Raw genomic sequence first — 25,085 nt, forward strand, 5'->3', positions numbered from 1 at the left:
TTCAGCTGCGACATTCGTTGCTATTCGGCGGACGCCTGGTCCAGATCACTAGCCCTGCCGGTCACTATCGAGACCGTAGATGGCCATCCTTTGACTTATCGAGAAGGTGGAAGCCCCATTGAAGGAACATCGGAGAATTCGCAAGCCGTAGCTTCGCTCAATGGGTCCCTTCACCTACCGGGCGCCCTGTTCACAACGCCGTGTGAGGCCACCGGGCCGCCCCTACAGACTGCGGCTCGAAGTAAGAGAAACTCGCCACTCATGACCAGCGGATCCTTTCCTGCTCAGGAGAGTCGAGTAGGGACACTTTGATACTTCTCGACTTGCTGGTGCTTAGAATGTAGGAAACACGCTGGCGTGCAAGCGGAAGACTGCACAATGGCAGAGGACCAGAAGGAACTTTTTCCAGACCCGAAGTTCAAGCCGCCCGAGGTTTGCCCTACGCTCATCGGAACCCAGAGAGGTGGTCTTGGCGCAGTTCTTTAAAGCGGATGAATTTGCTACTCGCGAGTTCGCCACCGAGTCGCTTCACGTGTATTCCGCACGTGAGAACTCCTTTGCCTCACAAGTGGTCGTGTTCATTCACGGTTTCGGGGGAAGCGGGTACGGCACTTGGCGCGACATCCCGCTCAATCTGCTGGAGCACCTCTCTGGAGATTTTGATATCGCCCTGTTCGACTACGCCAGCGGGATGCGGAGGAAATTCGACGACAGCCCTAGCGTTGAATCGATTATCGAACAATTGACTGAAGAGCTCGAGGCGCTTCGCCACGAATCAATCTTTTTGATCGGCCACAGCATGGGTGGAATCATTGCGATGGGGGCCATCCGAGAGGCCTTCCTACGTAATTACACCTCTGGGTCGCCTCTGCTCGATCGGGTCCGGTGTCTATTCACACTCGCAAGCCCGCTGGCGGGCACCAAATGGATCCCATTTGCTGTGATCCCCATTCGAGAGAGCGGGGCGTTATCAATCCATTCGGAATTGCAACGTGCCAACTCCAAATTTTTTGCTGATCACGTGTGCGTCGACTTAGCGCCCTCCGCTACCCGTCCGCTTTGGATTCCCCATTTCGCCGCGAAAGCATCTGGAGATCGCGTCGTTGATCGATACAGTTCAACGGGGCAGATCGCGAGTGAGCGATCAAAGACCTTCAGAGGAAGCCACTCCAATTTTCTCCGGGGCCGCAACTTGTCGGATTGGGTAGCTACGAAGGTACTCGAAGTCGGACACATTTGGAATACTGTCAAGCGCGCTGTGCCACAGCAGAAGAGGCTGCGTGCGTCGTTTGAGGGGCATCCCTCGCACGGCGAATGGGTGGATTCCTATCAGGGTGCGCTAGAGGATTTTGCCGCGGCCGAAGAAGTACCGGTTGACGACATGACGGGGCAAACAATGGATCTAGCGGTCGAACTGCGCGTCCGCGTGTTGCGGTGCGAGGACGTGGCATCCGGCGATTCTCAGTCAAAGCTTCGGAGCGACCTTAGCCTCCATGAGAGGAAGGTTGTGCGTGCAATCGGAGTTTCCGTATTCGGGACAACGCCATCAGAAGCTGTCCATGAGGTTGCGTTCCTGCTCGGGGATCGCTCCAACCTATGGGCGGCCGGCGCAACTTCACTCGAGGAACTGCGCGAGGAGATAATGCATTGGCTGTACCGCGTGCATAAACTGGCTCCGCTCCATGAACCGCCATCTGGAGCGGCATTGAGCTTAACATGGGCGCTTGACCGCTCGGAACGACAAGCTATCGAGGATGCCTAATATGTCTGAAGACTTCGCGCTACTTGCGGCTATTCTGCGCCCCCGAGACGTGGCGCTGCACCCAAACTTCCGGAGTTCCGAAGTCGTGACGGTTGCGTCGCTCCTGGCACTTCTGACAACGGCACAGATTGACGCCTACCGCCGGGAACGAGAATCTGAAGGTTATCGCGATCTCGCGGCCCGCGATACATCGGGCATAGCTTTATTGGACTCCGCGCTGGCTGGACTGAGTGCAGGTACTGTTCAACAGGGAGCGAACGAGCTGGCTGAACGGGCTAGATCGAGTTCTTCGACCCCCCTGGAGAAGACGGTATGTGCCGTACTAAGTTCTTCGTTCTTCGCAGAATTAGGTAAACACAGATCGTCGATGAAGATCCTAGGAGACGTCGCCGAGCAAATATCGAGTAGCGATGTTCTGAACAAAGAGCTTTTGCTCGCCGTGATATTCCAAAACCTAGCCCTCCGCCGATGGGATGAAGGGGCCGAAGGTGTCGCTGAAGCTCAGCAAGCCAAGTTGTACCTGACGAAGTTCAAGGCCGATCAAATTCCTGCCTTCGAGCTAAGCAGAGGCGTCGCTTGGGGGTCGCAGGAAACCGTAAGAGCCATGCATCAGTTCCTACGTGCAGCTAATGACCTCCATTTCATTCAGATCAGTAAGGATTGGACCGCCCGCTTAGAACTAGTTCGCCAAGCGTCGGACTATGAAGCCCTTCAGTTGAGAAGCCGGGTGGCGTCCGGCTTGTCAATGTTCCTCGAGCATTCATATAGATCGAATCTCGACAACAACCTTGCATCGTCCTTGACAGACGGAGACGCGGAGCTATCGGAAGCGTTGATGCACGCGGAGTTTAGTGGTCACCTTGCTGCCCTTAACCTTCGAAAATTACTAGGTAGCTTGAGGTACTTACGGGGTCGCAATCTCTCCCAAGACTGGAGAGTCGAGGACGCGCTCCGGCTTCTTCGGACTTCGCGCAGCAAGAAGGATTTCGAGTATGGCTTGGCAAGCATAAGGATCGAAGGTCCGTTGAAAGTCTTGAGGAATCAGGCATCTCGGCTAATCAGCGAGCGGCCGGCGCCAAATTTGATGGACCAGCTCGATTTCCTATTGCTGGAATCCTCATCCGAGCTCCTGGACCCGAAAACTGCTAGCGAAGCGCTGAATCTGGTTTTGGAAGCGAGCGCTGTCCCGAAAATTCAGCGTGGACGTACCTGGGAGTCCAACGAGTTCAGATTTGAGTACGTTTGGCGCGCAGCGATAATACTGGCACGCCGCGCCGACCGTGAGGCCGAAATAGCAAAACTCTTGCTTCAACGTACTACGCGCAACTCCGCCGATCACGAGTCGATCCGTCTCTTCGATCGGCTGCACAACGAAGTGTGGAACGACGAGTCTTTCAGAGAATGCGTTCGCGCTGCTCTGAAAGGCTCGATTGACCCACACTCCGAACTGTCGCGAACATTGCGTACAGCGACAGTCTTGGCCGAACGCGCGCCGATACCTGACGTAGAGGAGGACAGGCTCGATTTGAGGCGGGTCGCCGAGCTGTTGAATTTGCAGCTCGTCCAGGGGTACCAGCTCTCCGGGGCTACTCGTGCTGCGGTCGAGCGCGTCCTACGGGAGGCCATGGCCAAAACCCGCGAAAGCGCTATGAAGGGGGTGTTCTCCGGGGGAGGGTTGCCGGAAGGTGAGTTAGCGGTCGTATTCGGGCTGGCGAATCAGGAGTCGCCAATCTGGACAGATGTAGGTGAATATCTGCTCGATCCGGTAGTGCAACGCAGTGACAAGTCACCTGTCTACCGACGTCTCTTGCGCCATATCGGATCGTTGCCCTCGTCCTTCCTTGATCGACTGAAACAAAACCCAGCTGGTCTTCTTAGTTCTACATCTGGGTTCTTCAGCGAGGATATCGATCCCTATCCGGAAGCCGTGCAGCTGATAGCAGCTTTAAGCCTCCTACCGAATGACGAGCTTGTCGTGCTGTTCGGCCGCCTAATCGCGAGCGACAACGCGAAGGCCCGTGTGGAGGGAGTGAAGACCCTTCAAGTCCTTGCTGAGAACGCCCCTCAGACTGACTGGGTATTCGCTACTGCAATTGGTGCCACTTTCGACGCTGACTACAGGACTCGAGCCGAAGCGGCGGCGACACTGGGCTACATGCGGCGTGAGACCTCCCCCCTCCTGTCTCACATTGATCAGAGGCTCTCTATTCTGCTCGATGAGGACGGCGCGCGGATCCCTATGTTGGCTCTCTTTGGACTTCGCAAGACCGCGGTTCCCATGTCCCCCGGGCTGCTGAAAAAAGTGCAAGCTCTAGCAGCTACCCACATCCACTACGGAGTTAGACAGCAAGCCGAGCTTGTCCTTAAGGATCTGCTCCCGGCGAGAAGTCCAGGCTCCTCGGCAGGGCGACGGGATGGATGAGCATAATGAATCACGACTTATCTACGGGTTGACCCTAGGGCGCACAGCTCCGACAAAATGGTTATCCAAGGTGAGCACGAAATCGCGGCAGATTAAGATCGCCTGCCTCGCGGTTTCTGGCGACAGAATCAGTTCTCCACCATTACCAATGTCGACACCAAGCACTGAGCTGAGATCCTTCACCAGCCGGCGCCCCCCATCACGAGCTTCTCGCTGATATGCAGATAGCCCACCTGTTCCGTGCGCCAGCGAATTACGCAGATCGACTAAGATCATCGCCGCTTGAGTGGAGTGACTGCCCTTGAGTTGCATACCAGCCACTGTCTCGAACCAGAAAAGACGACGATCCCAGCTACGTGACAGGTCGGATCGCGCTTCCTCAAGCAATGCCATCCCAAGGGTGGAGCGAGACACCTCTGAACCATCAATCAAAGTTGCATTGGCTATGTCCGTGTAGGCTTCCATCAAGCTGGCACAAGCGATCACAATCTGGCGGACTTCGACGGCAGAGGGGGAAGTCAGTATGGTGAGCTCTGCGATTTTACGCAATGCGTTCTCTGCTTCGGCGGAAATTTCTTTGGGTATCATGCAGAATGCTTTTCGCCCCACGCGTAGGCAGCTCTCGTCAAAGGCGACTCCCCTTTTATCGCTTTCGCCATGCCAGTCTTAGCAAACGAAGTTGCGGTGGTTGCAGCGAGTGCAGGTAGCGACAAGGGAGTGGCGGACGAGATGAGCAACCGCAAATCATTCGCAGCTAGCTGTCCAACGCTACCGAGAAACCATGCGGCCTCCGCTCGCACCGATTCATGCTTATCCCCCAATTGCAGCTGCGCCCAGTCAAGAAGTGGTTGTGGAAGGACATCGCCCGACTGAAACTCTTCCTGGGCCGCACTTAGCAACCACAATCTTGCCCATGGGCTCTGCCGCTCGCTTGATACGAGTCGCAAGATAGTGTCCCAGTTCAGCAAGTGCTCTTTTCTTGACCTTATGTACGCCAAAACTGAGTTCAGCTTGAGTGGGGCACGAAAGACGATCTGGTCTAGAATGTCGTCACCGATTCGCTCGTCGGCATCGCGTAACCAGGATAGCGCGAGAGGAATATGGCGTGCATGGAAGTCAATGTTGACCGCGGAGTCATGACCGACTTGTGCGGCATACCACTCGTCCAAAATTCGTCGGAAAGCAACGGTGTAGGCTTCTTTGGAGTCTGCGGTCGATTCAACTTCTTCGGGATCCCCGTAGTTATCAGAAAATACATCAACACGGCTCAAATCCCCCTTAGCTGCATTGAAGTACTTCACTAGAAAATCGATGAACCGCGCACGATCCTCAGTGACCGTCACTGATTTGCGAATATTCGTCTTTCCTGTGGACAGGATCAAGCCGTAATCTCGCGCTACGTCGGCAGCAGTCTCAATTATCGTATTAGCTGCACCCCAATTTTCTGATACAACTTTGAAATCATCGGCGTAGCGCGCCGGGGTAGATCCACCGCGGAGTAATTCCCGTTCGATTCCCTCGAGATACACATCCGATAATAGATCACTAGAACGGATTAGTTGAGGCAAACCTCTAAACCTGCCGAAGATCGACTGCAGGAATTCCATCACGGCCGTCACCCCTTCGACGTCCATGGATTGCAGGATGAGTTCGCGACGGAGTGTCACATGATCGATATACTCATAACAAGAGGCCATGTCGAATTCGACGATATAGGCGTCGGCCCTTGATTCGACACCGACTGAGGCGAATTTGCTCCAATTCTCGCTCGATCGCGTTTCTGGAGGTAATGCGGGGCGAAGTCGCTCGACTAATGCATGATAGATGATGCGATCCTGTGCAGCGATGATATTCACTGGTCTCGGCCCAGAACTTGCTCTGGGCATTGTCAACGTTTCGCTATATGGATGAGCGCCCGTGGCATAAGTAGCATCGACGAATTGAACTAGTTCTCGAACTGATTCCGACAAGCATCTGTCGGTGATCATCAGGGGCAGTCGGTCCATCGGTTGCGTGGTTACCGCCTCCGCTGCGGCTCTTAGATCCAGAGTCTTCAGGACCGACTTTTCTATTCGCAATCAACGCTCCTAAGTTCGCTGTGTCTATAGGCATGCTACCCAACGAAACCGCCTACCACCGACTGTTTTGAATCCGGTGAATGGGTGAACCGGACGGATTCCGGGAGCTCCCTGAAGGAGCAGCGTCTGGAATTAGTTGAGCCGACGTAGGTAGGGTCTTGCAATTGCAGCCCTTCGCTCTAAACACGAATCGGGCAGGGCGTTCGGGAAGCTAACCGTTCGGTTGCTTCGCAAGCACCTTATTTCGCCCCGGCGTTTCAACCGCGACACAGCAGCTCCCGCCGCGGCGGCGATGGCAACCTTCCATAAGGTCGCAGGTGTGAACCATCCCGCCGGGTGCGCGCGACGTGTTGAAACCGGGAAGCGCTCCAATCCCTTGCAGAAGTCGAAGTCCTTGACAGCGACGCTCGCCGACCTTGGTCTACAAGGCTGATACTGATTTTTTCAGGTCCAGACCTGCCATGCCGCCGGGGGACAGGGCGAGTGAAAGCCGCTGTTCGTTCAGGAGACCTCGTTCAACGGCCAGCGCCGCGATAGTTCGGTTACTGGCTAACGCCTCCTTGGCCAGGTTTGCGGCCGCCGCGTAACCGATCAAGGGAGTTAGACCAGTGACAACGCTGATGGATTCGATCATCCGCTGCTGAAGCATCGCTGTGTTTGCCCGAATGTCGTCGACACAGTGTGTACGCAGCAGCCGGCAGGCGGCGGTGAGCCAGCCGAGTGATTCGAGCAGCTCATCAGCGATCACAGGTTCGAAAGCGCTGAGTTGGAGCTGGCCTGCCTCGACGGCCATCGTCACGGTGGAGTCGGCACCGACGATCCGGAAAGCCACCTGGTTGACCATCTCTGGAATGACCGGGTTCACCTTTCCCGGCATGATCGACGATCCCATTTGAACCGCCGGCAGGAAAATTTCCCCGAAGCCCGTTTGCGGACCTGATGAAAGCAGACGTAAGTCGTTGCAGATCTTCGAAAGCTTCACCGCGGCGCGCTTCAGCACACCGGAAACCAACATAAAGACACCGGTGTCGCTCGTTGCCTCCACCAGGTCCGTCGCGGAGACGAGCCGCATACCGGTTAGGGCGTTAAGTTCCTCGATGACGGCTTCGCGGTAGCCAGGCGGCGCTGTGATCCCGGTGCCAATTGCCGTTGCGCCGAGGTTTGACTCGCGCAGATGAGGCAGCAGCTCGAGCAGTCGCTTTCGGTCCTCCCGCAAAGTCTCGGCGAACGCCCCGAACTCCTGACCCAGGGTCATCGGCACAGCGTCCTGCAACTGGGTCCGCCCGACCTTGACGATGTCCGCAAACTCCTGGGCCTTCGCCGCAAAGGCGTTGCTGAGTCGCTGGTGTTCGTCGCACAACGTGGTCAGCTCGCGCTACAGAGCGATCTTGATGGCGGTCGGATAGGTGTCGTTGGTTGACTGGCTGCGGTTCACATCGTCAATCGGATGCAGGGCCGAGTAATCGCCCTTCGTGTGGCCGAGAAGCTCGAGCGCGCGGTTCGCGACCACCTCGTTGACGTTCATATTGGTGCTGGTCCCCGCACCGCCCTGAATTCGATCAACGACCAAGTGCTCGTCAAGCAGCCCGTCCATCACCTCGCGAGATGCTGCCTGGATCGTTGCCGAGCGAGGCGGTTCCAGCAGCCCCAGCTTCTCGTTGGTCCGAGCAGCCGCAGCTTTGATGGCACCAAAGCCCCAGAGCAGGGACCGCATGGTGCCGATGGTCCGCCCACTGACCGGGAAGTGCTCCACAGCGCGCAGGGTACTGATGCCCCAGTACGCATCGGCGGGAACTTCCCGTTCTCCGAGGCTGTCTCGTTCGAATCGCACGTCGCCAGTCGACGGTGACTCTTGGCTGTCCATGATCTCTTTCTGCGTGGGTGGTGTAGTGCAGGCTAGGCCAGATAGTCCAGCGCGGTGAGCGCCAGGGCGGCAGCGCCGTCGTAAATTGCTTGATTCGCTGCCTCACCGACACAGTGTGCCGCGAAGCTGGGCTGATGATTGGCTGCCGGGAAGCAGCCCAGACCTATGTAGGGGTGGATGGCCGGAACCACCTGCGACACGTTGCCCATGTCGGTGGAGGCGCGGTTCATGGTCGCCTGTTCAGGCGACGCGTTGAAGTCCCGCCCCAGCGACTCGGCGTGCTGGACGTACAGTGCGAGGGCACGCTGGTCGGTCCGGAACTCCGAGTACGGCTCGGACTCCGGCGTAATCGACAGCTCACACCCGGATGCCAGGGGGCCAACCCGGTTCGCGTAATCTACCGAAAACGCGCACGAGTACGTCGCGCAGATTCGAAGACAGTTCGGTGACTTTCCTGCAACAGTGCTGAGCCCAACCGTGTTTCCCGATGATCCACGAACGACTCTTAGCTACTGTAAGGATCAACTACTTCGAGGGGGAAACAATGGAGTTTGCAGAACGTCTGACCGCGCTTGCCGCAAAGGTGCGCCAGCAGAAGGGTCAGATCGAGACGGAAGAAGCGACCAAGAACGCGTTCGTCATGCCGTTCATCTCGACGATTCTCGGGTATGACGTCTTCAATCCACTTGAGGTCGTGCCTGAGTTCATCGCCGACGTCGGCGTGAAAAAGGGCGAGAAGATTGACTACGCGATCATGCACGGTGGCACGGTGCAGATTCTCATGGAGTGCAAGAAGTCCAAAGAACCACTCCGTATTGAGCATGCATCGCAGCTCTTCCGCTACTTCGCAGTGACGAATGCACGGATTGCCATCCTTACTAACGGCGAGGTCTACGAGTTCTTCACGGACCTGGACGCGCCGAACCGGATGGATGCCAAGCCGTTTTTGGTACTCGACCTGAATGACGTCGATGAAACCCTCATACCGGAGCTGATGAAGCTCTCCAAGGATGAATTCGACCTCGACTCCATCATCAGCGCGGCCGGCGAGCTGAAGTACATCGGCGCTATCAAACGAGCTATAGCAGCGGAGTTCCGCGAGCCCGCGGACGACTGGATCAAATTCCTCACATCGAAGGTGTACGACGGTCCGTTCACCCAGAAGGTGCGGGATCAATTCACGGGGCTCGTCACCAAAGCCACCAAGCAGTTTCTCAACGAGCAAGTCAACGAACGTCTCAAGACCGCGTTGGGCGCTCCAAATTTTCCAATGGCTAACGATGCCGAGATTGCGGCGACGGTCACTAGCGAAGCATCTGTAGAAGAAGACCTTGTCGAGACGGGCATCGAGACGACTCTCGAAGAGATGGAGGGCTTCCATATTGTCCGTGCAATCGTCTGCGGCGATGTGAAGCCGGCCCGAATCGTTCAGCGTGACGCCAAGTCGTACTGTGCGGTCCTCCTCGACGACAACAACCGCAAGCCAATCGCTCGCCTGCACTTTAATCGCCTGCAGAAGTACCTCGGACTGTTCGACGAGAACAAGGCGGAGACTCGGGTGCCGATCAGCTCTTTGGACGAGATTTATGAGCACACGGAAGCGCTACGTACTTCGGTGAGAGCGTATCTGGAGCCTTCAGCGAACTGACGCTTGCGCAGGATAGCGCCGTAACCATTGACACCCAACCCACTTGGTGCGACGATCCGCTCGTGGCGGAGAAGCTGGCGACTGCAAGCCCGCGGCTCGTGCGTCGTGCCGCAGTGGCAATCGGCGTGCTGGTCACCATCGTGCTGGTCTTCGCGGCGATCCGGGTGGCGTCGGACTGGCCCAACATCCTCGCCGGAACTGCACCCGACGACGATTTCGGCCAACGGTACGTCGCCCACCCTTGGCTTGCTTACCTCCATATAGCGCCGGGCATCGTTTTCCTCCTGGGAGCACCGCTGCAGCTATCACGGCGGTTCCGAACCCGGCACTACACCGTGCATCGGCGGCTTGGGCGGGTACTGCTCAGCTGCGCCCTACTCTCCGGGCTGTTCGCACTCCTCTTCGGCATCCCCCACGCCTGGGGAGGCGCCCCCGAGTCCATCGCGACACTAGTGTTCGGCTGCTGGTTCCTGGCCTGTCTCGTGCTCGCGTTCCTCGCGATCCGGCGTCACGAGGTACCGCAGCATCGCCGCTGGATGATCCGCGCATTCGCCGTCGGGCTCGGCGTCGGCACCATCAGGATCTGGGTGGGAATCTTCGAGGGCATCGAACAGGGAATCTCCGGGGGAACGACGCCGGCCACCCTGGACCCGACGATGTTCGGCATCGCCTTCTGGCTCGCGCTCTCGATGCACGTCGCCGTCGGCGAATGGTGGCTGCGCCGCACCCCGGCCCTGACAGGATGACCACCGATGAGCAGTTCCCCACGGCATGCGGATCAGCGTCTGACAGACTGTCTCGCGTGACTTCCCCTCTCACCGATACCGCCAACACAACCAACGACGACGACGCTGCCTCCCAGCGCTGGCTCTTCGCCTACTTCACGCCAGAGACGGAGGAGGACGGCGAGCAGGTCCGCCTCGCAGTGAATGCCGGCCCGGATGCCAGGAGGTGGACCGCCCTGAATGACGGCCCCCCTATCCTGACCAGCGACGTCGGCGAGCGCGGCGCCCGCGATCCCTTCATCTTCCGCGATCACACCCGCGACAAGTTCGTGGTCCTCGCCACCGACCTGAGGATAGCGACCGACGGCGACTGGGACCGAGCCGAACACCGCGGCAGCAGGTCGATCCTCGTGTGGGAATCCGATGACCTCATCACGTGGTCGGGCCCGCGGCTGGTTCCCATCGCACGCGAGGACGCCGGCAACGCCTGGGCACCGAAAGGCTTCTGGTCCGAGGAACGCAACGCGTGGCTGGTGTTCTTCGCATCCTCCCTGCCGGGCACCGGTGAGGAAGGAAATGACTACCAGCGCATGTTCGTCACCGAAACGGTCGACTTCACCAGCTTCAGCGCGCCCGTCCTGTACCTGGACCTTGGCAAATCCGTCATCGACGTGACCTTCCTGCAGGTGGGCGACTGGTGGTACCGCTTCTCCGCGACCTCCCGGCCGGCCGACAGCCCCGAGGAGGACGCTTTCGTCTTCATCGAACGCGGCCGCAGCCTCCTCGACCCGGACTTCGAGCCCTGGGTAGTAGCCGCAGGCAAAGGTGACATCAGGCAGGGTGAGGGTCCCGCCGTCGTCCTGCCTTCCAATGGCTCAGCTCCGCTACTGCTGATCGACGAGTTCGGCCTCAGCGGCTATCACCTGTTCGAAGCCGCTGACCCGGAACTGCGGAAGTGGAAGCACGTGCACGACGCCGTCCTGCCGCCGCTTGCGCGCCACGGATCGCTTCTATCGATTACCGCGGAGGAACACGCTCGGCTATTGGGGCGACCGCACGGCCTATGACTCACTTAAGTGGTCTGGATAACGAGGACGCCTGTCGGGGTGCGTCACACAACCTGGGCGCTGGGGATTGCGCGTTTACGTGAGTAGGCACGCGCTGCGCGGACCCGGTCGCCGCAACGGGTTGAGCACCATTGGCGTCGGGCGTGGGTGCGGACGAAGAACCGTTGGCAGGAGTCCGCTTCGCAAGACGCGAGCTGTGAGGCTTGGTCACCGCTGAGCAGGGAGGCGGCATCATCGGCAATCACGGCCATGACGTGTTCTACGACCTGGGTCACGGGGTGGTCGGCGCGACGGGTGAATCCCGCTTGTGGGTCGAACCGTAACAGCAGAGCGCCGGGGACAGAGGTCAGGGCGGAGTTCAGCCCGTGTACCGCAGACGTCGTGGGGGCGTCTCCGGTGGTGTGGGCGGTGAAGAGATCTCGCAGATCCGCGCGCAGCGTCACGAGCCGGCCCTGGCAATGCTCGTACAGCACAGCTTCTGCTCTGACGAGATCGCGCGCCGCCAGCCAAGCCGTCGCGGCTTCAGGAGTACTCAGCTCGTCATAGCCCCTGCCGCCGGCCGCGTTGCCTGCGCTGTTGACGAGGGCGAGGCTCGGGTGTTCCTGGGCCCCCGGCGCAGCTGTTAACAGAGTCTCAGTCATGGTTCTCATGGTATCAGTAGCTATTAGGCGTGAGAACGATGCTAGGCTCTTATCATGCTAAAAATATTGCTTTCCCGTGAGGAGTTGTTGTGGAGTTGAGTCAACCGTCTGGTTCGGCGCCGTTCACGCTGTCAGTGCTCTCCGCTGGCGGCACCGGCGTCGGGATGACTGCCGCGGAGGGCCTCCAGAGCGCCATCTCGCTTGCGCGGACTGCCGATGAGCGCGGCTTTCATAGGTTCTGGATGTCCGAGCATCACGGGATGGGAGCGACCTCCGTATCGTCACCTCCGTTGATGATCGCCCGCCTCATCTCAGAGACAACGCGCATCCGTCTCGGTGCTGGCGGGGTGATGCTGCCTAACCATTCCCCGCTGCTGATCGCCGAGCAATTCGGGATGTTGGAGGCGCTGGCCCCGGGCCGGATCGATCTCGGGTTGGGTCGAGCTCCCGGCACTGACGGGGCTACTGCCGCCGCGTTGCGTCGGGGAGCGGACGCCAATGACGGATTCCCGCAGCAGGTATTGGAGCTGCTCGGATTCCTGGGCGATGACTTCCCGTCCGGGCATCCTTACCGGCAGGTCCACGCGGTACCGGGCCCCTGGCAAGCGGCTGAGAACCGCGTACCAGCACCGCCGAGCACGCCGCAGATGTGGGTGCTGGGTTCCTCGCGGCACTCGGCCCAACTGGCCGGGCAACTCGGCCGACCATATGCGTTCGCGCTGCAGTTCGGCGACGCCGACGTCGACACAGCCATGAGCCTCTACCGTGAGAGCTTCCAGCCCTCCGACGTACTCGCCGAGCCCCACACCCTTGTCAGCGTATCCGCGGCAATCAGCGACGACCCGGTCGAGGCCAGGCGTCAGGCGGCAACGTCGGCCATGGCGATGCTGCGCATGTTCAAAGGCGAAGGCTACCTGCTCCTGCCCCCGGACGAGGTCGAGGCCTACCAAGCCACGATGCAGGAGCGGCACATCATCGATGCCTACACCAGCCGCAGTTTCCACGGCACTCCCGAAACGGTCGCCGCTCGTATCGAAGCCCTACGGGAGCGTACCGGCGCCGATGAGGTGATGCTCGTCGTCGGGGGCCACTCCACCTCGCTCGACCAGGAAGGGATCAGCCTGATGGCCGATCACTACGCAATGCCCCGCCTGGAAACATCGCTCGCGGCCGCCGCGCAGTAGAACTCGTTTCCCACATCCCAACGCTCCAAACCAACCCTCTTTGAAGGAGAACCTCATGACCGCACCACGCCGAGCCCTCATCGTCATCGACGCCCAAAACGAATACTTTGAGGGACTGCTCCCCATCCAGTTCCCGGCCCGCGAAGACTCCATCACCAACATTCAGGCGGCGATCGACGCGGCCCAGCAAACCGACACGCCTGTGGTGCTCGTCCAGCACGAACTCCCGGCGGAAGCCCCAGTGTTCGCCTCGGGATCGTCGACCTGGCAGAACCACCCCACGGTAGCCGCCTACGAGGACGCCGCAGCCAAGCGCATCAGCAAGCAGTTCTCCAGTATCTTCGCAAACACGGACCTTGAAGCCTGGTTGCGCGAGCAGAACATCGACACCATCACTCTCGCCGGCTACATGACCAACAACTGCGTGATCGCCTCCGCTGCAGCCGCCGAGCCCCTCGGCTTCGCCGTCGAAGTCCTTGCGGACGCGATCGGAGCAATCGACCTCGCCAACGAGGCCGGTACCGCACCCGCACGCCAGGTCCACGAAACCCTCATGGCGCTACTGCACTCGAACTGGGCCTCCGTCACCGACACCACGACCTGGGCCATCGCCTTACGCACAGGCGAGATGCTGCCCAAGAGTGACCTCGTCACCTCCGCCGCTCAGGGTGCCGGAATCCGCTAGAAACAGGAAGCGGTCCTTCTTCTCACAGTCCCGACTGGAGTGAAGTGGTACGCTTTCATGTACCACTACAAAGGGGTTCCCGATGTCCGCAATCACTGCAACAGAAGCTCGACGCAACCTGTTCGGGCTCATTCAGCAGGTCAACGAGGACCATGCTCCGGTCGAGGTCGTGTCAAAGCACGGTAACGCCGTCATCATGTCCAAGGACGATTACGACGCGATCACCGAAACTGCGTACCTGTTGAGGCATACGAAAGGTGCTGAGCGGCTGCTCGCATCCCTGGAACGTGCCCGACGCGGGGAGTTCGAGACTCACGAACTCCATGACGCGTGAGCCGACAGCTCGCATTCGACCGGAACGGGTGGGAAGACTACACCTACTGGCAAGGCCAGGACAGAAAGACGCTGAAGCGAATCAATCTGCTGATTCAGGATGTCTTGCGCGACCCGTTCACCGGCACTGGCAAACCCGAGCCACTCAAGCACATCCTGTCCGGAGCCTGGTCCAGACGAATCGATGAGGCACACCGCCTCGTCTACCTCGTGACTGATACGCATATCGTCGTGTTACAGGCCCGCGACCACTACTGATCCACACCGCTGCACGCTGGCCGCTGGGCCATCATCCGAGAGGAACCTGCCTTGGCATTCACTATCCGCGGACGCACCGTCCTGATCACCGGCGCGGGAATGGGCATCGGGAAGCTCTACGCCGAACGCGCCGTCAGTGAAGGGGCAGCCGCTGTCGTGCTCTGGGATATCAACGAAACCGCCCTCGAGAGCGTCGCCGCGAGCCTTGCCTCAAGCACGACGACGGTCCACACCAACGTGGTCGATGTTGGCTCCGTCGAGTCCATTACCGCCGCTGCAAAGTCCGTCCTGAACGACGTCGGTACACCGGATGTGCTCATCAACAACGCCGGAATTGTGCGCGGCAAGTACTTCTGGGAACACGATCACCACGCGGACATCGACCTCACGCTCCAGATCAACACCGGCGGACCGATGCACGTCACCCGCGCGTTCCTGCCCGCGATGATGGAACGCGGAACACCCGCGCGGATCCTGAACGTAGCCTCCGCGTCCGGCACACTCTCCGTCCCGCGCATGAGCGTGTACGCGGCATCGAAATGGGCCGTCATCGGCTGGAGCGATTCCCTGCGCCTCGAGCTCGCTTCCACCGGCCACCCCATCGCCGTCACCACCCTCATCCCTAGCTACATCAAGACCGGTATGTTCGAAGGTGCCCGCGGGCCGCTGCTGACTCCGCTCATGGAACCCGAATACGTGGTGGACAAAGCCTGGCGCGCAACGTTGGCGGGCAAAGCACGCGTCCAACTCCCCTGGACCGTGCAGCTCGCCGGAACCCTCCGCAACGTCCTGCCGCAACCAGCCTGGGACGTCATAGCCAGCCGGGTCTTCAAGGTCTACAGCTCAATGGACCACTTCACCGGACGCCCAACCACCGCAGCCAAGGAGGAAACCACGCGATGAGCGCCGCCGACCTGCTCGCAGACCACAAGCAGTACTTCCACACCGGAGCCACTCGACCCGTCGAATGGCGCCGCGGACAGCTTGAGGCCCTCCTGCGCCTGCTCACCGAACGCGAAGACACACTCACCGACGCCCTCGAAAAGGACCTGGGCAAGAGCCGCACGGAAGCCTTCATCTCCGAGATCGCCGTAGTCCGTGCGGAGACCGACTACGCGCTGATGCACCTGGACCGCTGGATGGCGCCGGCAAAGGTCGCCGTGCCGCTCGGCCTGCAACCGGCCAAGGCGTGGACCCAGCCCCGGCCGCTCGGCACCGTGCTCATCATCGGGCCCTGGAACTACCCGCTGCAGCTGGTCCTCGCGCCGCTGGTCGGTGCCCTGGCCGCCGGCAATACGGCGGTCCTCAAGCCCAGCGAGCTCGCGCTGGCCACCTCCAGTGTGCTCGCCGAGCTCGTCCCGCAGTACCTCGACCGGTCGGCCGTGACCGTCGTGGAAGGCGGAGCGGACGTCAGCACAGATCTCATCGTCCAGCCCTTCGACCACATCTTCTACACCGGCGGGGAACGCGTCGGCAAAATCGTCATGAAAGCCGCCGCTGAGCACCTCACCCCGGTGACGCTGGAGCTGGGAGGGAAGTCTCCCGCCGTCGTCGTCGGTGGTGACCTCAAGGCCGCAGCCCGGCGCATTGCCTACGGCAAATTCATGAACGCGGCCCAGACGTGCGTGGCACCGGACTACATATTAACGACGCCGGCTGCCGCCCCCGCGCTGGCGCTGGCACTTTCGGACGCCGTCCGGGAGTTCTATGGCAACGATCCGCAGACGTCCGGCGACTATGGGCGGATCATCAACGAACACCACTTCGACCGGCTGGTGAAGCTTCTGGGCGACGGCACCATTGTCGCGGGTGGACGGCACGAGCGCTCCGAGCGGTACATCGAGCCAACCATCCTGCGCGACGTCGACCCGGCCTCACCGCTCATGCAGGAGGAAATCTTCGGCCCGCTGCTGCCGATCCTCGAAGTGGAGGACCTCGACGACGCAATCCGCTTCATCGGCGAGCGCCCGCATCCGCTTGCGGCCTACCTGTTCAGCGATCAGGACGAGCACCTTCGCGCGTTCACGGAGAAAGTGCAGGCCGGCGGCATTGCGCACAACGTCTGCACCATCCAACTCGCGGTGCCCGGGCTGCCCTTCGGTGGTGTGGGCCCAAGCGGGACCGGCAGCTACCACGGCCGCCAGTCCTTCGACACGTTCAGCCACCTACAGCCGGTCTTTTCCAAGCCGACGGCGGTGGACACCCTCCGGCTTGCCTACCCGCCCTTCGGTGCGCTCAAACGGAAACTGTTGCGAAAGTTGCTCTGAGATACGCCCCTGACCATGCTTCGTCCGGCTCCGGAAAATGGATAGTGTGGGGCCATGACCGATGCCCTGGCCCCCGTTCGGCGCGCCCGGACCGCCATTGACGACGTCGCGGACGCCTTCTTCCTGAAGCTGCTGGGGCTCAAGCCGGAGCTTGCCGCCGCCCTCGGGATCCCGGCTTACGGCAGCGGGTTCTTCGACTACTCCCCCGCCGGACATCAGGTCTTTGCACAGGCGATTCAGAAGACACTAGCCAGGCTGGAAGACCTCAACCCGGTCGACGACGTCGACGGAGTGACTCTGGACGCCATGCGTGAGCGGTTGGGTCTGGAACTGGAGTTCCTCGCCACCGGTATCACCGAACTGAACAACATTGAGTGCCCGTCCCAGCTGATCCGGAACGTCTTCGATCTCATGCCCACAGAGACGGCCGAAGACTGGGAGCGCATCGCCGAAAGACTCGAAAATGTGAGTGGCGCCCTGGACGGGTATATTGCCTCACTGCGAAAGAGCCGCGATGAAGGCCACGTCGCGGCTGCCCGGCAAATCAACGCCGTCGTCTGGCAATCGCGCGAGCATGCCAAAGACAACGGCTACTTCAAGTCCCTGGCAGCGGAGGCGGAGATCAAGGACAACGAACTCGACGCCGGGACCCGGAGCCGGCTCGAACGCGGCGCAGCAGGCGCCGCAGCAGCGTACGTAGATTTCGCGGATTTCCTCGAAACCGAACTGCTGCCGACAGCGCCGGAGAAAGACGCCGTCGGGCGCGCCTACTACGAGCTGTGCTCGCGGCGCTTCCTGGGCGCCGCCGTCAACCTCGACGAAACCTATGCCTGGGCAGTGGCTGAGCTCGACCGGCTGATTGCCGAACAGGTGGAGGTGGCCGGCCGGATCAAGCCCGGCGCCACGATCGAGGAAGTCAAGGCGATCCTGAACGCGGACCCCGCCCGTCAGCTCAAGGGCTCCGCTGCCCTGAAGGAATGGATGCAGGCTACAGCGGACCAGGCCCTGGCTGACCTCGCCGGGGTGCACTTCGACATTCCGGCACCCATGGACCGCCTGGAATGCATGATCGCGCCCACCCAGGAGGGCGTGATCTACTACTCCGTTCCCTCCGATGACTTCAGCCGCCCCGGGCGTATGTGGTGGTCCATCCCGCCCGGCGAGGACGAGTTCACCACCTGGGCCGAAACCAGCACCGTTTACCACGAGGGGGTGCCCGGGCATCACCTGCAGTATGGAACGGCGACCTACCAGAGGGAGCTGCTGAACAACTGGCGGCGCCACGCCTGTTGGGTCTCCGGCCACGGCGAGGGCTGGGCACTGTATGCCGAACGGTTGATGCTGGAGCTGGGCTATCTCGCTGATCCCGGTGACTATATGGGGATGCTGGACATGCAGCGGATGCGCGCAGCCCGGGTTGTCTTCGATCTCGGGGTGCACCTCGAGCTGGACGTTCCCGAGCAGTGGGGCAGCGGGACCTGGACCCCAGAGAAAGGCTACGAGTTCCTTACCCGGCACCTCGATATTTCCGAGGGAGCGCTCGAGTTTGAGTTCACCCGCTACCTCGGATGGCCGGGCCAGGCGTCGTCCTACAAGGTAGGGCAGCGGGTCTGGCAAGAAATCCGCGCTATCCGCCAGCAGACCGACGGCGATACATTCGATCTCCGTGCCTTCCACACTGAAGCACTGAACCTGGGATCGGTGGGCCTGGATACCCTGCGCCGGGCCTTACTTCCCGGGTTCTAGCGGTGATCTACCAGCGGAAGATCCAGCCATAATGGTGCTGTATCTGCCCATCAAGGGGGCGGATGCCTCAACCATCCCACTTGCGCCAGTCGCACTCTGAATAACCGGATGTGCTTGCCACTACGTAAGGAACTCCCATGATCCGCAGCAGCAAAGAAGAACATCGTTCCGCCAGCCGAGAAGGCAAATTCGCAGCGACTCTGCTGGTGGTTGTCGGCTGCTTCCAGATGCTCCTGGCTGCGGGCGCGCCGTGGGGCAGAGCAGCATACGGAGGTGCCCATTCGGGCGTCCTGCCGCAAAATCTTCGCATCAGCAGCGCCGTCGCTGCTGCGATCTATACGGGACTGGCAGGCGTCGCGGGAACACGCCTGGCACCTACATCGATCCGCTCCCGGTTCATGTACGGCACGAGTGCCCTGATGGCGGTGGGAACCATACTGAACGCGGCCTCGCCTTCACGGGTAGAGCGCGCCATCTGGACGCCGGTGACCATCCTGCTGGCGATCAACCTCTGGCGCGCAGCCAAATTGGATGCCACGGCCATGCGCGCAACCGACAGCGGCCAGCGTGCCTCTCAAGTGTGAACCGCTAAGCGGCAACCGTAATCAGCGGTCGGACTTGGGCAGCACAATCCACAGAATGATGTAGACCAGCTCGCCGATGCCCACCAGCCCGAAGATGATGAATCCGATCCGGACGAGCCACTTGGGCAGACCGAAACCGGATGCGAGAGCCGCGCAGACTCCTGCGATGAGTTTGCCGCTACGGGGACGTGTCAGTGTGCCAGCCATGCGGGCGACTCTACGCCGCTCATGGTCCGGAGGAAACCCTGGGAAGATGGCGGAAAGGGCCTCAGCCCCGCACCCGCAACGGCAACAGCCGGCGCAGTTCGACGTTGGCCACCGGATCCAGCACCGAATGCTGCGCACACGCCGGTATCAGCTGACCCGTCTCCGGATGGCTCATCGTATACATGCAGGCCTCCAGCCGTCCTGGGTTGCGCGCACAGCCGGATCATCACTGGTCTTCCCCTGCTGCATCAGCGCCCAGGCCGGCGCCACCACCTCCGCATCCATGAAGTTGTGGACAACGAATGACTTCACCCCGAGGGAATTGCTCCGCCAGGCCCGCCAGAGGGCACGAGCCCCGCCCGCTCTGCGCACCATCCGCCGCCCCACTCCCGCCAGAATCCGGACATCCCCGGGATGGCGCAGCACCGCCCGCACAATCTTCGCCGCCCGGATGAGCGTGCTGTGATCGCCCAGAATCATCCCTCCGTGATGGGACAGCAGAGTGTCCCGCGCGGCGAGGTCGGCTGGATTTTCCGGATCAACAAGGACCGTGAACGTGCCGCCCGCCGATAGGCCCGCGGTATAGCGGTTGCACCGGGGATCCCCGAACTGGGTCCCTTGCCACGGAAGTTTCTGGCCGGCGCCTTCCTCGATCTTCTCCCAAACCCGGTCAATGCCGACGTCGGTGAAATCCTCCTTCCAGCGGCGGTCATCCCCGATGTAGGCCGCCGGCTGGAACGACAACATGTCGTACGGCATCGCGAGCACCGCCCGTGTCACGTCCGCCACCTCATCAAGGTTCGACGGCGTCACGGTCATGTTGTGCGCCAGATAGGAAGCAACGCCGTGCTCACGCCGCAGATCAGCGAACATCTCGGCGAACTTCAGCCGGAACGGGTCCAGTTCGGCTTCGTTCCGCGGTCGGACCGCGCCACGCCTGCCGCGCATCAGGGAATCGAAATGCGCCGCGAAGGAGACCCTGTCGAATCGTGGCTTGCCATCGGGGCCGAGCACAACAGCCAGAAGGTACTCGTAATCGAAATCCCCGTGCGTCATCGACATCGGTTCCCGGCCATTGGCACGCATCGCCGCCAGGGCCGCAGCGTGATCGTCCGGCGGAAGCAGGCTGACTTCCCCGCCAATGAGCTGCGCATGCGCCCGCGGCCCGCGCACGCTCCTGAGGTACTCCATCTGCCGCGTCACTTCACGAACGGTATGGAGTCCGTCTATCCGTACATGGTTGGCGTCAGCCGAGTGATAACAGGGCGTGCAGGTGAGGTTGCACTTCGGAAAGACGCCATGGGTTCCCTCGCACCCAAGCGCACAGCGGCCCAGCAACTGGTTCTGCGTCTTCACATGCTCAGGCAGGCCCAACCAGCGGGCGTCCAATGCGGCACGAGACTCGGGATGGATGGGGCGCGTTGCGAGCTCCACCTGCTTAAGGACTTCTACAAGCGGCAACATTGCCGTCCTTCCCATCGGAACCGTCGGCCGGGGAAAGCGTCGCGCCCGGCGCACATGCTGGCGACTCTACGCGCCCTGACACACGGGATGGAACCCCGTGGACAAGACCAGTGGAGGCCGGTTCAGCCCGTCACTACCCAGCCCTGACCGGCAGGAACCGACACTGCCACGCGGTCACCCGGACGAAGGGACGGCGCACCCGCCAGCTCGACGGCGACACTTGCCCCGCTGCCGTCCGCGGATTCCAGATAGACCATCACCAGCAGGTGGGCACCCATCGACTTCACGTCACCAACCACACCGGTGGCGGCCGGACCATCACCAATGGCGTCGACCGCACCAGCGGCGGTGCCGCCGTCGTCGTCGGGATCCCTGTGCAGCGAAAGCTGCACCGCTTCCTGGCGCACAACGAGCAGGGCAGGGCCTTCCGGCACACCCGGCTGGACGGCGATGCGCCCCAGCACCGAGGTATGGAAGCCGCCCGCCACCGTCCCTGGGACCTCATTGAGCCCGCCCATGATGCGGTTCACGGCGCGGCCGGCCGGTTGGTAGTGCAGCTCCGGGACGGTGCCGTGCTGGAGGATGGTTCCGCCATCAAGGACAGCGATGGAGTCCGCGAGCACCGATGCTTCCCGCCGGTCATGGGTCACCAGCACTATTGTCGGCTCGAGCTCCGCCCGGATCTTCCCCATCAGCTCATACATGTCATCCCGCAACCGGGAGTCGAGGGAACTGAACGGCTCGTCAAGGAGGAGGATGCGCGGGTTGGCGGCCAGGGCACGCGCCAGCGACACCCGCTGTTCCTGCCCGCCCGACAGCTCACCCGGCATCCGCCGCGCAAAATCGCCGAGCTGGACCAGTTCCAGGAACTCCCGCGCCTGCGAGCGCGCATCCCGCTTCGGCAGGCCGGCCATGCGCGCGGAAAACGCGACGTTGTCCACCACCGTCAGGTGCGGAAACAGCAGCGGCTTCTGGAAGACGACGGCGATACCCCGCTTTTCGGCCGGCACCCCACCGACATCCTCCCCGTCCACGAGCACCGAACCGCCCGACGGCGCATCCAGTCCGGCGGCGATCCGCAACAGCGTCGACTTGCCGCTGCCCGACGCCCCGAGCAGCGCCACGCAGGTCCGCGCCGGCACGGTCAGCGATACGTCCCGCAGGACTTCCGTCTGCCCGAACACCCGGGACACCCGGTCGAAGGCCACGCTGGAGCTCATCGGCGCCTCCTCGGTTTCGATACCGCGAACAATGCCAACAACAGCAGCGGTGGCACGATCATAGCGAGCGAGAGCGCCGCGGTGATCTGCTCATTCCCGGTCGCCGAGGCCGCCGGAGCCAGCACCAGCGGGAGCGTGAGAAGCTGTCCGCCGCCGACCAGCAGGGTCGTGATGTAATCGCTCCAGCCCACCAGGAAGGCGAGGAAGGCTGCCCGCGCGGTGGCGCGAGCCAGCAGTGGTAACCGCACTCGCGTCACGATGCGGCGGGTACCCGCGCCGAGCGTGCGTGCCACCTCGTCGAACTGGTCCTCATAGGCGGCGAGCGCGGAACGGAACATGAAGACGGTGTAGGGCAGTGCGGTCACGGTGAGCACCAGGACCACCGCGGGGAAAGCCGGCACCCGCGCGCCCAGCAGCAGGACGTTCGATCCCATCACCAGCGCAAACGGCGGAATGGCCAGCGGCGCCAGGAGGATCACCTCTGCCGTCCGCGCCCAGGCGGCGGGCAGCCGCCGCAACGCGAACGCCGCGAGCAGCCCGAGGGCGGTCGCGGGCACGGCGACACTGAGTCCGAGGGCCAGGGACGCCCCGGTCGCCACCAGTACCTCCGCTGACCACAGGGCACGGAGCCCGGCGGCCGAGAACTCGGCGGGCAGGATGTCCGGCGCCCGCCACTGCGCTGCCACCGACCACAGGAGCAGCGGAACCACCGGCAGCAGGATCCAGAGGAACAGCAGTCCGCCGAGAAGCGGCCTTGCGGCGCGGGTGCCAGTGCGGGCAGGAAGCTGCGCCGGTGGGGACAGCTGCATCAGCGCCATCCCTTCAGCCTGCGAAGCACCAGCACGCCGGCGCCGATCGCCACGAACCCGACGACGACGGACACCAGCGCTGTTGCCATGGCTTCCGGCCGCGCGGTGAGGTCGATGGAACCGAACAGCCGGACGGCGCGCACCGGCAGCGCCTCGGGTACCACCGGTCCCAGCAGCCAGGGCGCCTCATACGAGCCCAGGGTGTAGACGAACACGACGATCGCGGACACCGTCAGGGCCGGCCGCGCCAGGGGAAGGAGCACATGCAGGATCCGTTGCCGCGCTGATGCTCCGAGGGTGGCCGCAGCTTCCGAAAATCCGGTCGCCTGCCGGGCCATGCTGCCGATCAGGACCAGCGCCACGAACGCCGATTCCTTCCATCCGAACTCAAGGATCACCGCACCCCACCACCGGTTCCCCACGAGTTCCGGAAAGCCGGCGGGCAGGACCAGGACCCGGGCCAGAAAGCCGGCGTCGGACAGCAGCAGCCCCATGGCGCCGGACGCGACGAGGTGCGGAATCGGAATCGACGCGGCGCTGAGCACCGCCAGCACCCGTCCGCTGAACCCTGAGGTCAGCACGTAGGCCGCGATCAGGAAGCCGACGACGACGGACAGCACCGTTGACGCCGCAGCAATGTAGACGGAGACGCCGGTGGCCAGCAGCAACTCCCCGTCGGCATCCCACGCGGCGGTACTGAAGCGCGGTTCGCCGATGAACGGAAGGAGCCCCACGCTCTGCAGCAGGGCGGCGGTCAGCGCGCCACCCAGGACCACCAGCACCGGCAGGACGGCGGGCGCAGCGGTGAGCAGCGCCCTGGACCGGGCAGTCATTCCCCGCCGGCGACCGATCGGCGCCACGCGTCGTCGAGCTCGGTTACCCACGCGGATCCCAGCTCGCCATGGGAGTTCCGGGAGAGTTCCTCATAGGGCGGCACCACGGGGGAATCGGGCAGGGCGTCGAACAGGGCCTGCTGTTCTGCGTTGAGGCGCTCCCGGTCGAGGACCGGAAACTGGCCCCACACCTCGGGGCCGGCCTTGGCGGCCTGCTGCTCAGGGGACAGCGCGAGGTTCGCCACCGCCATGGCGCCGGCGGCGTCCGCCGCGTTGGCCGGCACAGCCAGGAAGCTGGCGTTCCCCACCGTGCCCTCGTCGAACGTGAGGACCTGCGTGGACGGCGGAAAGGCACCGGAGGCCACCAGGTCCGTCAGCCGCGCCGGGCCGTACGTCATCCCGAAATCCACTTCACCGTTGGCAAACAGCTCGTTGAGGGCCTGCTCGTCGCGCGGATACGTGGCTCCCTCGCGCCACAACGAGGGCTCGAGGGTTTCCAGGGCGTCGAGGGCTGCCGGCGCATGCTCGTCGAAGGCCTCCTCGCTGTAGGTGAGGGGGACCTCCTCCGGGCCGCCCGCCGTCGTAATCAGCACTTCCCGGAGGAAAACGCTGCCCGTGAAGTCCGGCGGCGCAGGGTAGGTGAAGCGTCCTGGGTTGGCTTCGGCCCAGTCGAGCAGTCCTGCCAGGCTGGTGGGCGGCTCAGCCACGGTTTCCGAGTTGTAGAAGTAGGAGAACTGCGCCTTGTGCCAGGGCGCTTCACACCCGTCGACCGGCGTCCCGAAATCGTTGGTCAGCAGCGGGTCCTCGGGGTCCGTGTACTCCATGTTCGGAAGCATCCCGGTCCAGTCACAGCGCCACGCGCCGGCCTGCTTGCCGGTACTGAAGACGGCTCCGTTCGCCCAGACCAGGTCGACCGATCCGTCGTTCCGCCCCGCCTGCTGTTCGCTGAGCACACGGTTCAGCGCATCGGCCGTATCCGCCACGGGCACCCGGCGCAGCGTGATGCCGAGTTCCTCCGCCGCAGGCGCCAGGGTTTCATCCACGTAGGCGTTGCCCTGCTCGTCTCCGCCATACATCCAGAGGTCCACGGTCTGGCCCTCGGCTGCCTCCAGCACCTCGTCGAAGCTCGAGAATTCGTCCTGCCCGTCTGACTGACCGGCAGGCGCTCCGCAGGAGGGCAGTAGCAGCGCCGAAGCCAGGGCAAACGGGACCACAGCGCGGCGGGGGAAGCGGGTTGCTGGGCGGTTCATGGGCTCTTCTGATCCTCGGATTCCGGGCTGACGGGTTC

24 protein-coding genes and 1 pseudogene are annotated in these 25,085 nt (G+C 62.2%); 13 read left to right on the forward strand and 12 right to left on the reverse strand.

All coding sequences use genetic code 11. The features are described from left to right. Positions 1–469 precede the first annotated feature (469 nt). Together JOD47_RS05050 and JOD47_RS05055 are read left to right on the forward strand one after the other, a co-directional pair. On the forward strand, positions 470–1,762 hold the full coding sequence (locus JOD47_RS05050) for an alpha/beta fold hydrolase (protein ID WP_204532565.1): 1,293 nt from the start codon (positions 470–472) through the stop codon (positions 1,760–1,762). Between the two features lies 1 nt (position 1,763). After that, the gene (locus JOD47_RS05055) at positions 1,764–4,184 is read left to right on the forward strand and encodes a hypothetical protein (RefSeq protein ID WP_204532567.1); all 2,421 of its coding nucleotides are present in this window, start codon (positions 1,764–1,766) and stop codon (positions 4,182–4,184) included. A 21-nt stretch (positions 4,185–4,205) separates the two neighbouring features. Here the strand turns inward: JOD47_RS05055 and JOD47_RS05060 are convergent, their stop codons facing one another. The 4 genes and pseudogenes from JOD47_RS05060 to JOD47_RS17450 all read right to left on the reverse strand — a co-directional run bounded on the left by JOD47_RS05060 (position 4,206) and on the right by JOD47_RS17450 (position 8,356). Beyond that, positions 4,206–4,772, reverse strand: a complete 567-nt coding sequence (locus JOD47_RS05060) for a hypothetical protein (RefSeq protein ID WP_204532569.1) — start codon at positions 4,770–4,772, stop codon at positions 4,206–4,208. Next, the gene (locus JOD47_RS05065) at positions 4,769–6,190 is read right to left on the reverse strand and encodes a reverse transcriptase domain-containing protein (RefSeq protein ID WP_307836386.1); all 1,422 of its coding nucleotides are present in this window, start codon (positions 6,188–6,190) and stop codon (positions 4,769–4,771) included. The genes JOD47_RS05060 and JOD47_RS05065 overlap by 4 nt, the downstream gene beginning before the upstream one ends. Before the next feature lie 493 nt (positions 6,191–6,683). After that, a pseudogene (locus tag JOD47_RS05070) lies at positions 6,684–8,126 on the reverse strand (aspartate ammonia-lyase). A gap of 32 nt (positions 8,127–8,158) precedes the next feature. Beyond that, positions 8,159–8,356, reverse strand: a complete 198-nt coding sequence (locus JOD47_RS17450) for a hypothetical protein (protein WP_239548014.1) — start codon at positions 8,354–8,356, stop codon at positions 8,159–8,161. 314 nt (positions 8,357–8,670) lie between these two features. On the opposite strand from JOD47_RS17450, the gene JOD47_RS05080 reads away from it, so the two are divergent. The 3 genes from JOD47_RS05080 (at position 8,671) to JOD47_RS05090 (ending at position 11,566) form a co-directional block, all read left to right on the forward strand. Then, entirely contained in the window at positions 8,671–9,774 is a 1,104-nt protein-coding gene (locus tag JOD47_RS05080) for a type I restriction endonuclease (RefSeq protein WP_204532573.1), read from the forward strand. Between the two features lie 62 nt (positions 9,775–9,836). Continuing rightward, positions 9,837–10,520 (forward strand): DUF2306 domain-containing protein, encoded by a 684-nt coding sequence (locus JOD47_RS05085; protein WP_204532575.1) that lies wholly within the window; start codon positions 9,837–9,839, stop codon positions 10,518–10,520. Positions 10,521–10,576: 56 nt separating this feature from the next. Next, complete coding sequence (locus JOD47_RS05090) at positions 10,577–11,566, forward strand: glycoside hydrolase family 43 protein (RefSeq protein ID WP_204532577.1); 990 nt, start codon at positions 10,577–10,579, stop codon at positions 11,564–11,566. A gap of 44 nt (positions 11,567–11,610) precedes the next feature. Here the strand turns inward: JOD47_RS05090 and JOD47_RS05095 are convergent, their stop codons facing one another. After that, the gene (locus tag JOD47_RS05095) at positions 11,611–12,207 is read right to left on the reverse strand and encodes a CGNR zinc finger domain-containing protein (protein ID WP_239548015.1); all 597 of its coding nucleotides are present in this window, start codon (positions 12,205–12,207) and stop codon (positions 11,611–11,613) included. A 95-nt stretch (positions 12,208–12,302) separates the two neighbouring features. Here JOD47_RS05095 and JOD47_RS05100 point away from each other — a divergent pair, with 95 nt between their 5' ends. The 8 genes from JOD47_RS05100 (at position 12,303) to JOD47_RS05135 (ending at position 19,264) form a co-directional block, all read left to right on the forward strand. Next, entirely contained in the window at positions 12,303–13,391 is a 1,089-nt protein-coding gene (locus JOD47_RS05100; RefSeq protein ID WP_239548016.1) for an LLM class flavin-dependent oxidoreductase, read from the forward strand. 55 nt (positions 13,392–13,446) lie between these two features. Further along, on the forward strand, positions 13,447–14,076 hold the full coding sequence (locus JOD47_RS05105) for a cysteine hydrolase family protein (protein WP_204532586.1): 630 nt from the start codon (positions 13,447–13,449) through the stop codon (positions 14,074–14,076). A gap of 82 nt (positions 14,077–14,158) precedes the next feature. Further along, positions 14,159–14,410: a type II toxin-antitoxin system Phd/YefM family antitoxin gene (locus JOD47_RS05110; RefSeq protein ID WP_204532587.1), complete on the forward strand. Its 252-nt coding sequence runs from the start codon at positions 14,159–14,161 to the stop codon at positions 14,408–14,410. Next, positions 14,407–14,667, forward strand: coding sequence for a Txe/YoeB family addiction module toxin (locus JOD47_RS05115; RefSeq protein WP_204532588.1), 261 nt, complete (start codon positions 14,407–14,409; stop codon positions 14,665–14,667). The genes JOD47_RS05110 and JOD47_RS05115 overlap by 4 nt, the downstream gene beginning before the upstream one ends. A 51-nt stretch (positions 14,668–14,718) precedes the next feature. Next, the gene (locus tag JOD47_RS05120; protein ID WP_204532589.1) at positions 14,719–15,570 is read left to right on the forward strand and encodes an SDR family NAD(P)-dependent oxidoreductase; all 852 of its coding nucleotides are present in this window, start codon (positions 14,719–14,721) and stop codon (positions 15,568–15,570) included. After that, on the forward strand, positions 15,567–16,934 hold the full coding sequence (locus JOD47_RS05125; protein WP_204532590.1) for an aldehyde dehydrogenase family protein: 1,368 nt from the start codon (positions 15,567–15,569) through the stop codon (positions 16,932–16,934). Before JOD47_RS05120 ends, JOD47_RS05125 begins: the two co-directional genes overlap by 4 nt. Before the next feature lie 54 nt (positions 16,935–16,988). Next, positions 16,989–18,680, forward strand: a complete 1,692-nt coding sequence (locus tag JOD47_RS05130) for a DUF885 domain-containing protein (protein WP_204532591.1) — start codon at positions 16,989–16,991, stop codon at positions 18,678–18,680. A 137-nt stretch (positions 18,681–18,817) separates the two neighbouring features. After that, complete coding sequence (locus tag JOD47_RS05135) at positions 18,818–19,264, forward strand: hypothetical protein (protein ID WP_204532592.1); 447 nt, start codon at positions 18,818–18,820, stop codon at positions 19,262–19,264. A gap of 21 nt (positions 19,265–19,285) precedes the next feature. Here the strand turns inward: JOD47_RS05135 and JOD47_RS05140 are convergent, their stop codons facing one another. The 7 genes from JOD47_RS05140 to JOD47_RS05165 form a co-directional block, all read right to left on the reverse strand. Next, positions 19,286–19,471, reverse strand: coding sequence for a PspC domain-containing protein (locus tag JOD47_RS05140; RefSeq protein ID WP_204532593.1), 186 nt, complete (start codon positions 19,469–19,471; stop codon positions 19,286–19,288). Positions 19,472–19,532: 61 nt separating this feature from the next. Then, positions 19,533–19,655, reverse strand: coding sequence for a hypothetical protein (locus JOD47_RS17640; RefSeq protein WP_275577873.1), 123 nt, complete (start codon positions 19,653–19,655; stop codon positions 19,533–19,535). Next, positions 19,643–20,935 (reverse strand): hypothetical protein, encoded by a 1,293-nt coding sequence (locus tag JOD47_RS05145; RefSeq protein ID WP_204532594.1) that lies wholly within the window; start codon positions 20,933–20,935, stop codon positions 19,643–19,645. The genes JOD47_RS17640 and JOD47_RS05145 overlap by 13 nt, the downstream gene beginning before the upstream one ends. 122 nt (positions 20,936–21,057) lie before the next feature. After that, on the reverse strand, positions 21,058–22,155 hold the full coding sequence (locus JOD47_RS05150; RefSeq protein WP_204532595.1) for an ABC transporter ATP-binding protein: 1,098 nt from the start codon (positions 22,153–22,155) through the stop codon (positions 21,058–21,060). Continuing rightward, on the reverse strand, positions 22,152–22,964 hold the full coding sequence (locus JOD47_RS05155) for an ABC transporter permease (RefSeq protein WP_204532596.1): 813 nt from the start codon (positions 22,962–22,964) through the stop codon (positions 22,152–22,154). Before JOD47_RS05155 ends, JOD47_RS05150 begins: the two co-directional genes overlap by 4 nt. Beyond that, positions 22,964–23,848 (reverse strand): ABC transporter permease subunit, encoded by an 885-nt coding sequence (locus JOD47_RS05160; protein WP_204532597.1) that lies wholly within the window; start codon positions 23,846–23,848, stop codon positions 22,964–22,966. Before JOD47_RS05160 ends, JOD47_RS05155 begins: the two co-directional genes overlap by 1 nt. Then, positions 23,794–25,047 carry an ABC transporter substrate-binding protein gene (locus JOD47_RS05165; protein ID WP_204532598.1) on the reverse strand — a complete coding sequence of 418 codons (1,254 nt, stop codon included), beginning with the start codon at positions 25,045–25,047 and terminating at the stop codon, positions 23,794–23,796. The genes JOD47_RS05160 and JOD47_RS05165 overlap by 55 nt, the downstream gene beginning before the upstream one ends. Positions 25,048–25,085 lie beyond the last annotated feature (38 nt).

Origin of the sequence: Arthrobacter tumbae (assembly GCF_016907495.1) — a bacterium.
Classification (GTDB): Bacteria; Actinomycetota; Actinomycetes; order Actinomycetales; family Micrococcaceae; genus Arthrobacter_D; species Arthrobacter_D tumbae.

Excerpts from the sequence above, each read along its gene's own strand:
- JOD47_RS05055 (WP_204532567.1), top strand. The coding sequence starts at position 1,764 with ATGTCTGAAGACTTCGCGCTACTTGCGGCTATTCTGCGCCCCCGAGAC.
- JOD47_RS05060 (WP_204532569.1), bottom strand. The coding sequence starts at position 4,772 with ATGATACCCAAAGAAATTTCCGCCGAAGCAGAGAACGCATTGCGTAAA.
- JOD47_RS05065 (WP_307836386.1), bottom strand. The coding sequence starts at position 6,190 with ATGGACCGACTGCCCCTGATGATCACCGACAGATGCTTGTCGGAATCA.
- JOD47_RS17450 (WP_239548014.1), bottom strand. The coding sequence starts at position 8,356 with ATGAACCGCGCCTCCACCGACATGGGCAACGTGTCGCAGGTGGTTCCG.
- JOD47_RS05080 (WP_204532573.1), top strand. The coding sequence starts at position 8,671 with ATGGAGTTTGCAGAACGTCTGACCGCGCTTGCCGCAAAGGTGCGCCAG.
- JOD47_RS05095 (WP_239548015.1), bottom strand. The coding sequence starts at position 12,207 with ATGACTGAGACTCTGTTAACAGCTGCGCCGGGGGCCCAGGAACACCCG.
- JOD47_RS05105 (WP_204532586.1), top strand. The coding sequence starts at position 13,447 with ATGACCGCACCACGCCGAGCCCTCATCGTCATCGACGCCCAAAACGAA.
- JOD47_RS05110 (WP_204532587.1), top strand. The coding sequence starts at position 14,159 with ATGTCCGCAATCACTGCAACAGAAGCTCGACGCAACCTGTTCGGGCTC.
- JOD47_RS05125 (WP_204532590.1), top strand. The coding sequence starts at position 15,567 with ATGAGCGCCGCCGACCTGCTCGCAGACCACAAGCAGTACTTCCACACC.
- JOD47_RS05130 (WP_204532591.1), top strand. The coding sequence starts at position 16,989 with ATGACCGATGCCCTGGCCCCCGTTCGGCGCGCCCGGACCGCCATTGAC.
- JOD47_RS05135 (WP_204532592.1), top strand. The coding sequence starts at position 18,818 with ATGATCCGCAGCAGCAAAGAAGAACATCGTTCCGCCAGCCGAGAAGGC.
- JOD47_RS05140 (WP_204532593.1), bottom strand. The coding sequence starts at position 19,471 with ATGGCTGGCACACTGACACGTCCCCGTAGCGGCAAACTCATCGCAGGA.
- JOD47_RS17640 (WP_275577873.1), bottom strand. The coding sequence starts at position 19,655 with ATGTATACGATGAGCCATCCGGAGACGGGTCAGCTGATACCGGCGTGT.
- JOD47_RS05145 (WP_204532594.1), bottom strand. The coding sequence starts at position 20,935 with ATGTTGCCGCTTGTAGAAGTCCTTAAGCAGGTGGAGCTCGCAACGCGC.
- JOD47_RS05150 (WP_204532595.1), bottom strand. The coding sequence starts at position 22,155 with ATGAGCTCCAGCGTGGCCTTCGACCGGGTGTCCCGGGTGTTCGGGCAG.
- JOD47_RS05155 (WP_204532596.1), bottom strand. The coding sequence starts at position 22,964 with ATGCAGCTGTCCCCACCGGCGCAGCTTCCTGCCCGCACTGGCACCCGC.
- JOD47_RS05165 (WP_204532598.1), bottom strand. The coding sequence starts at position 25,047 with ATGAACCGCCCAGCAACCCGCTTCCCCCGCCGCGCTGTGGTCCCGTTT.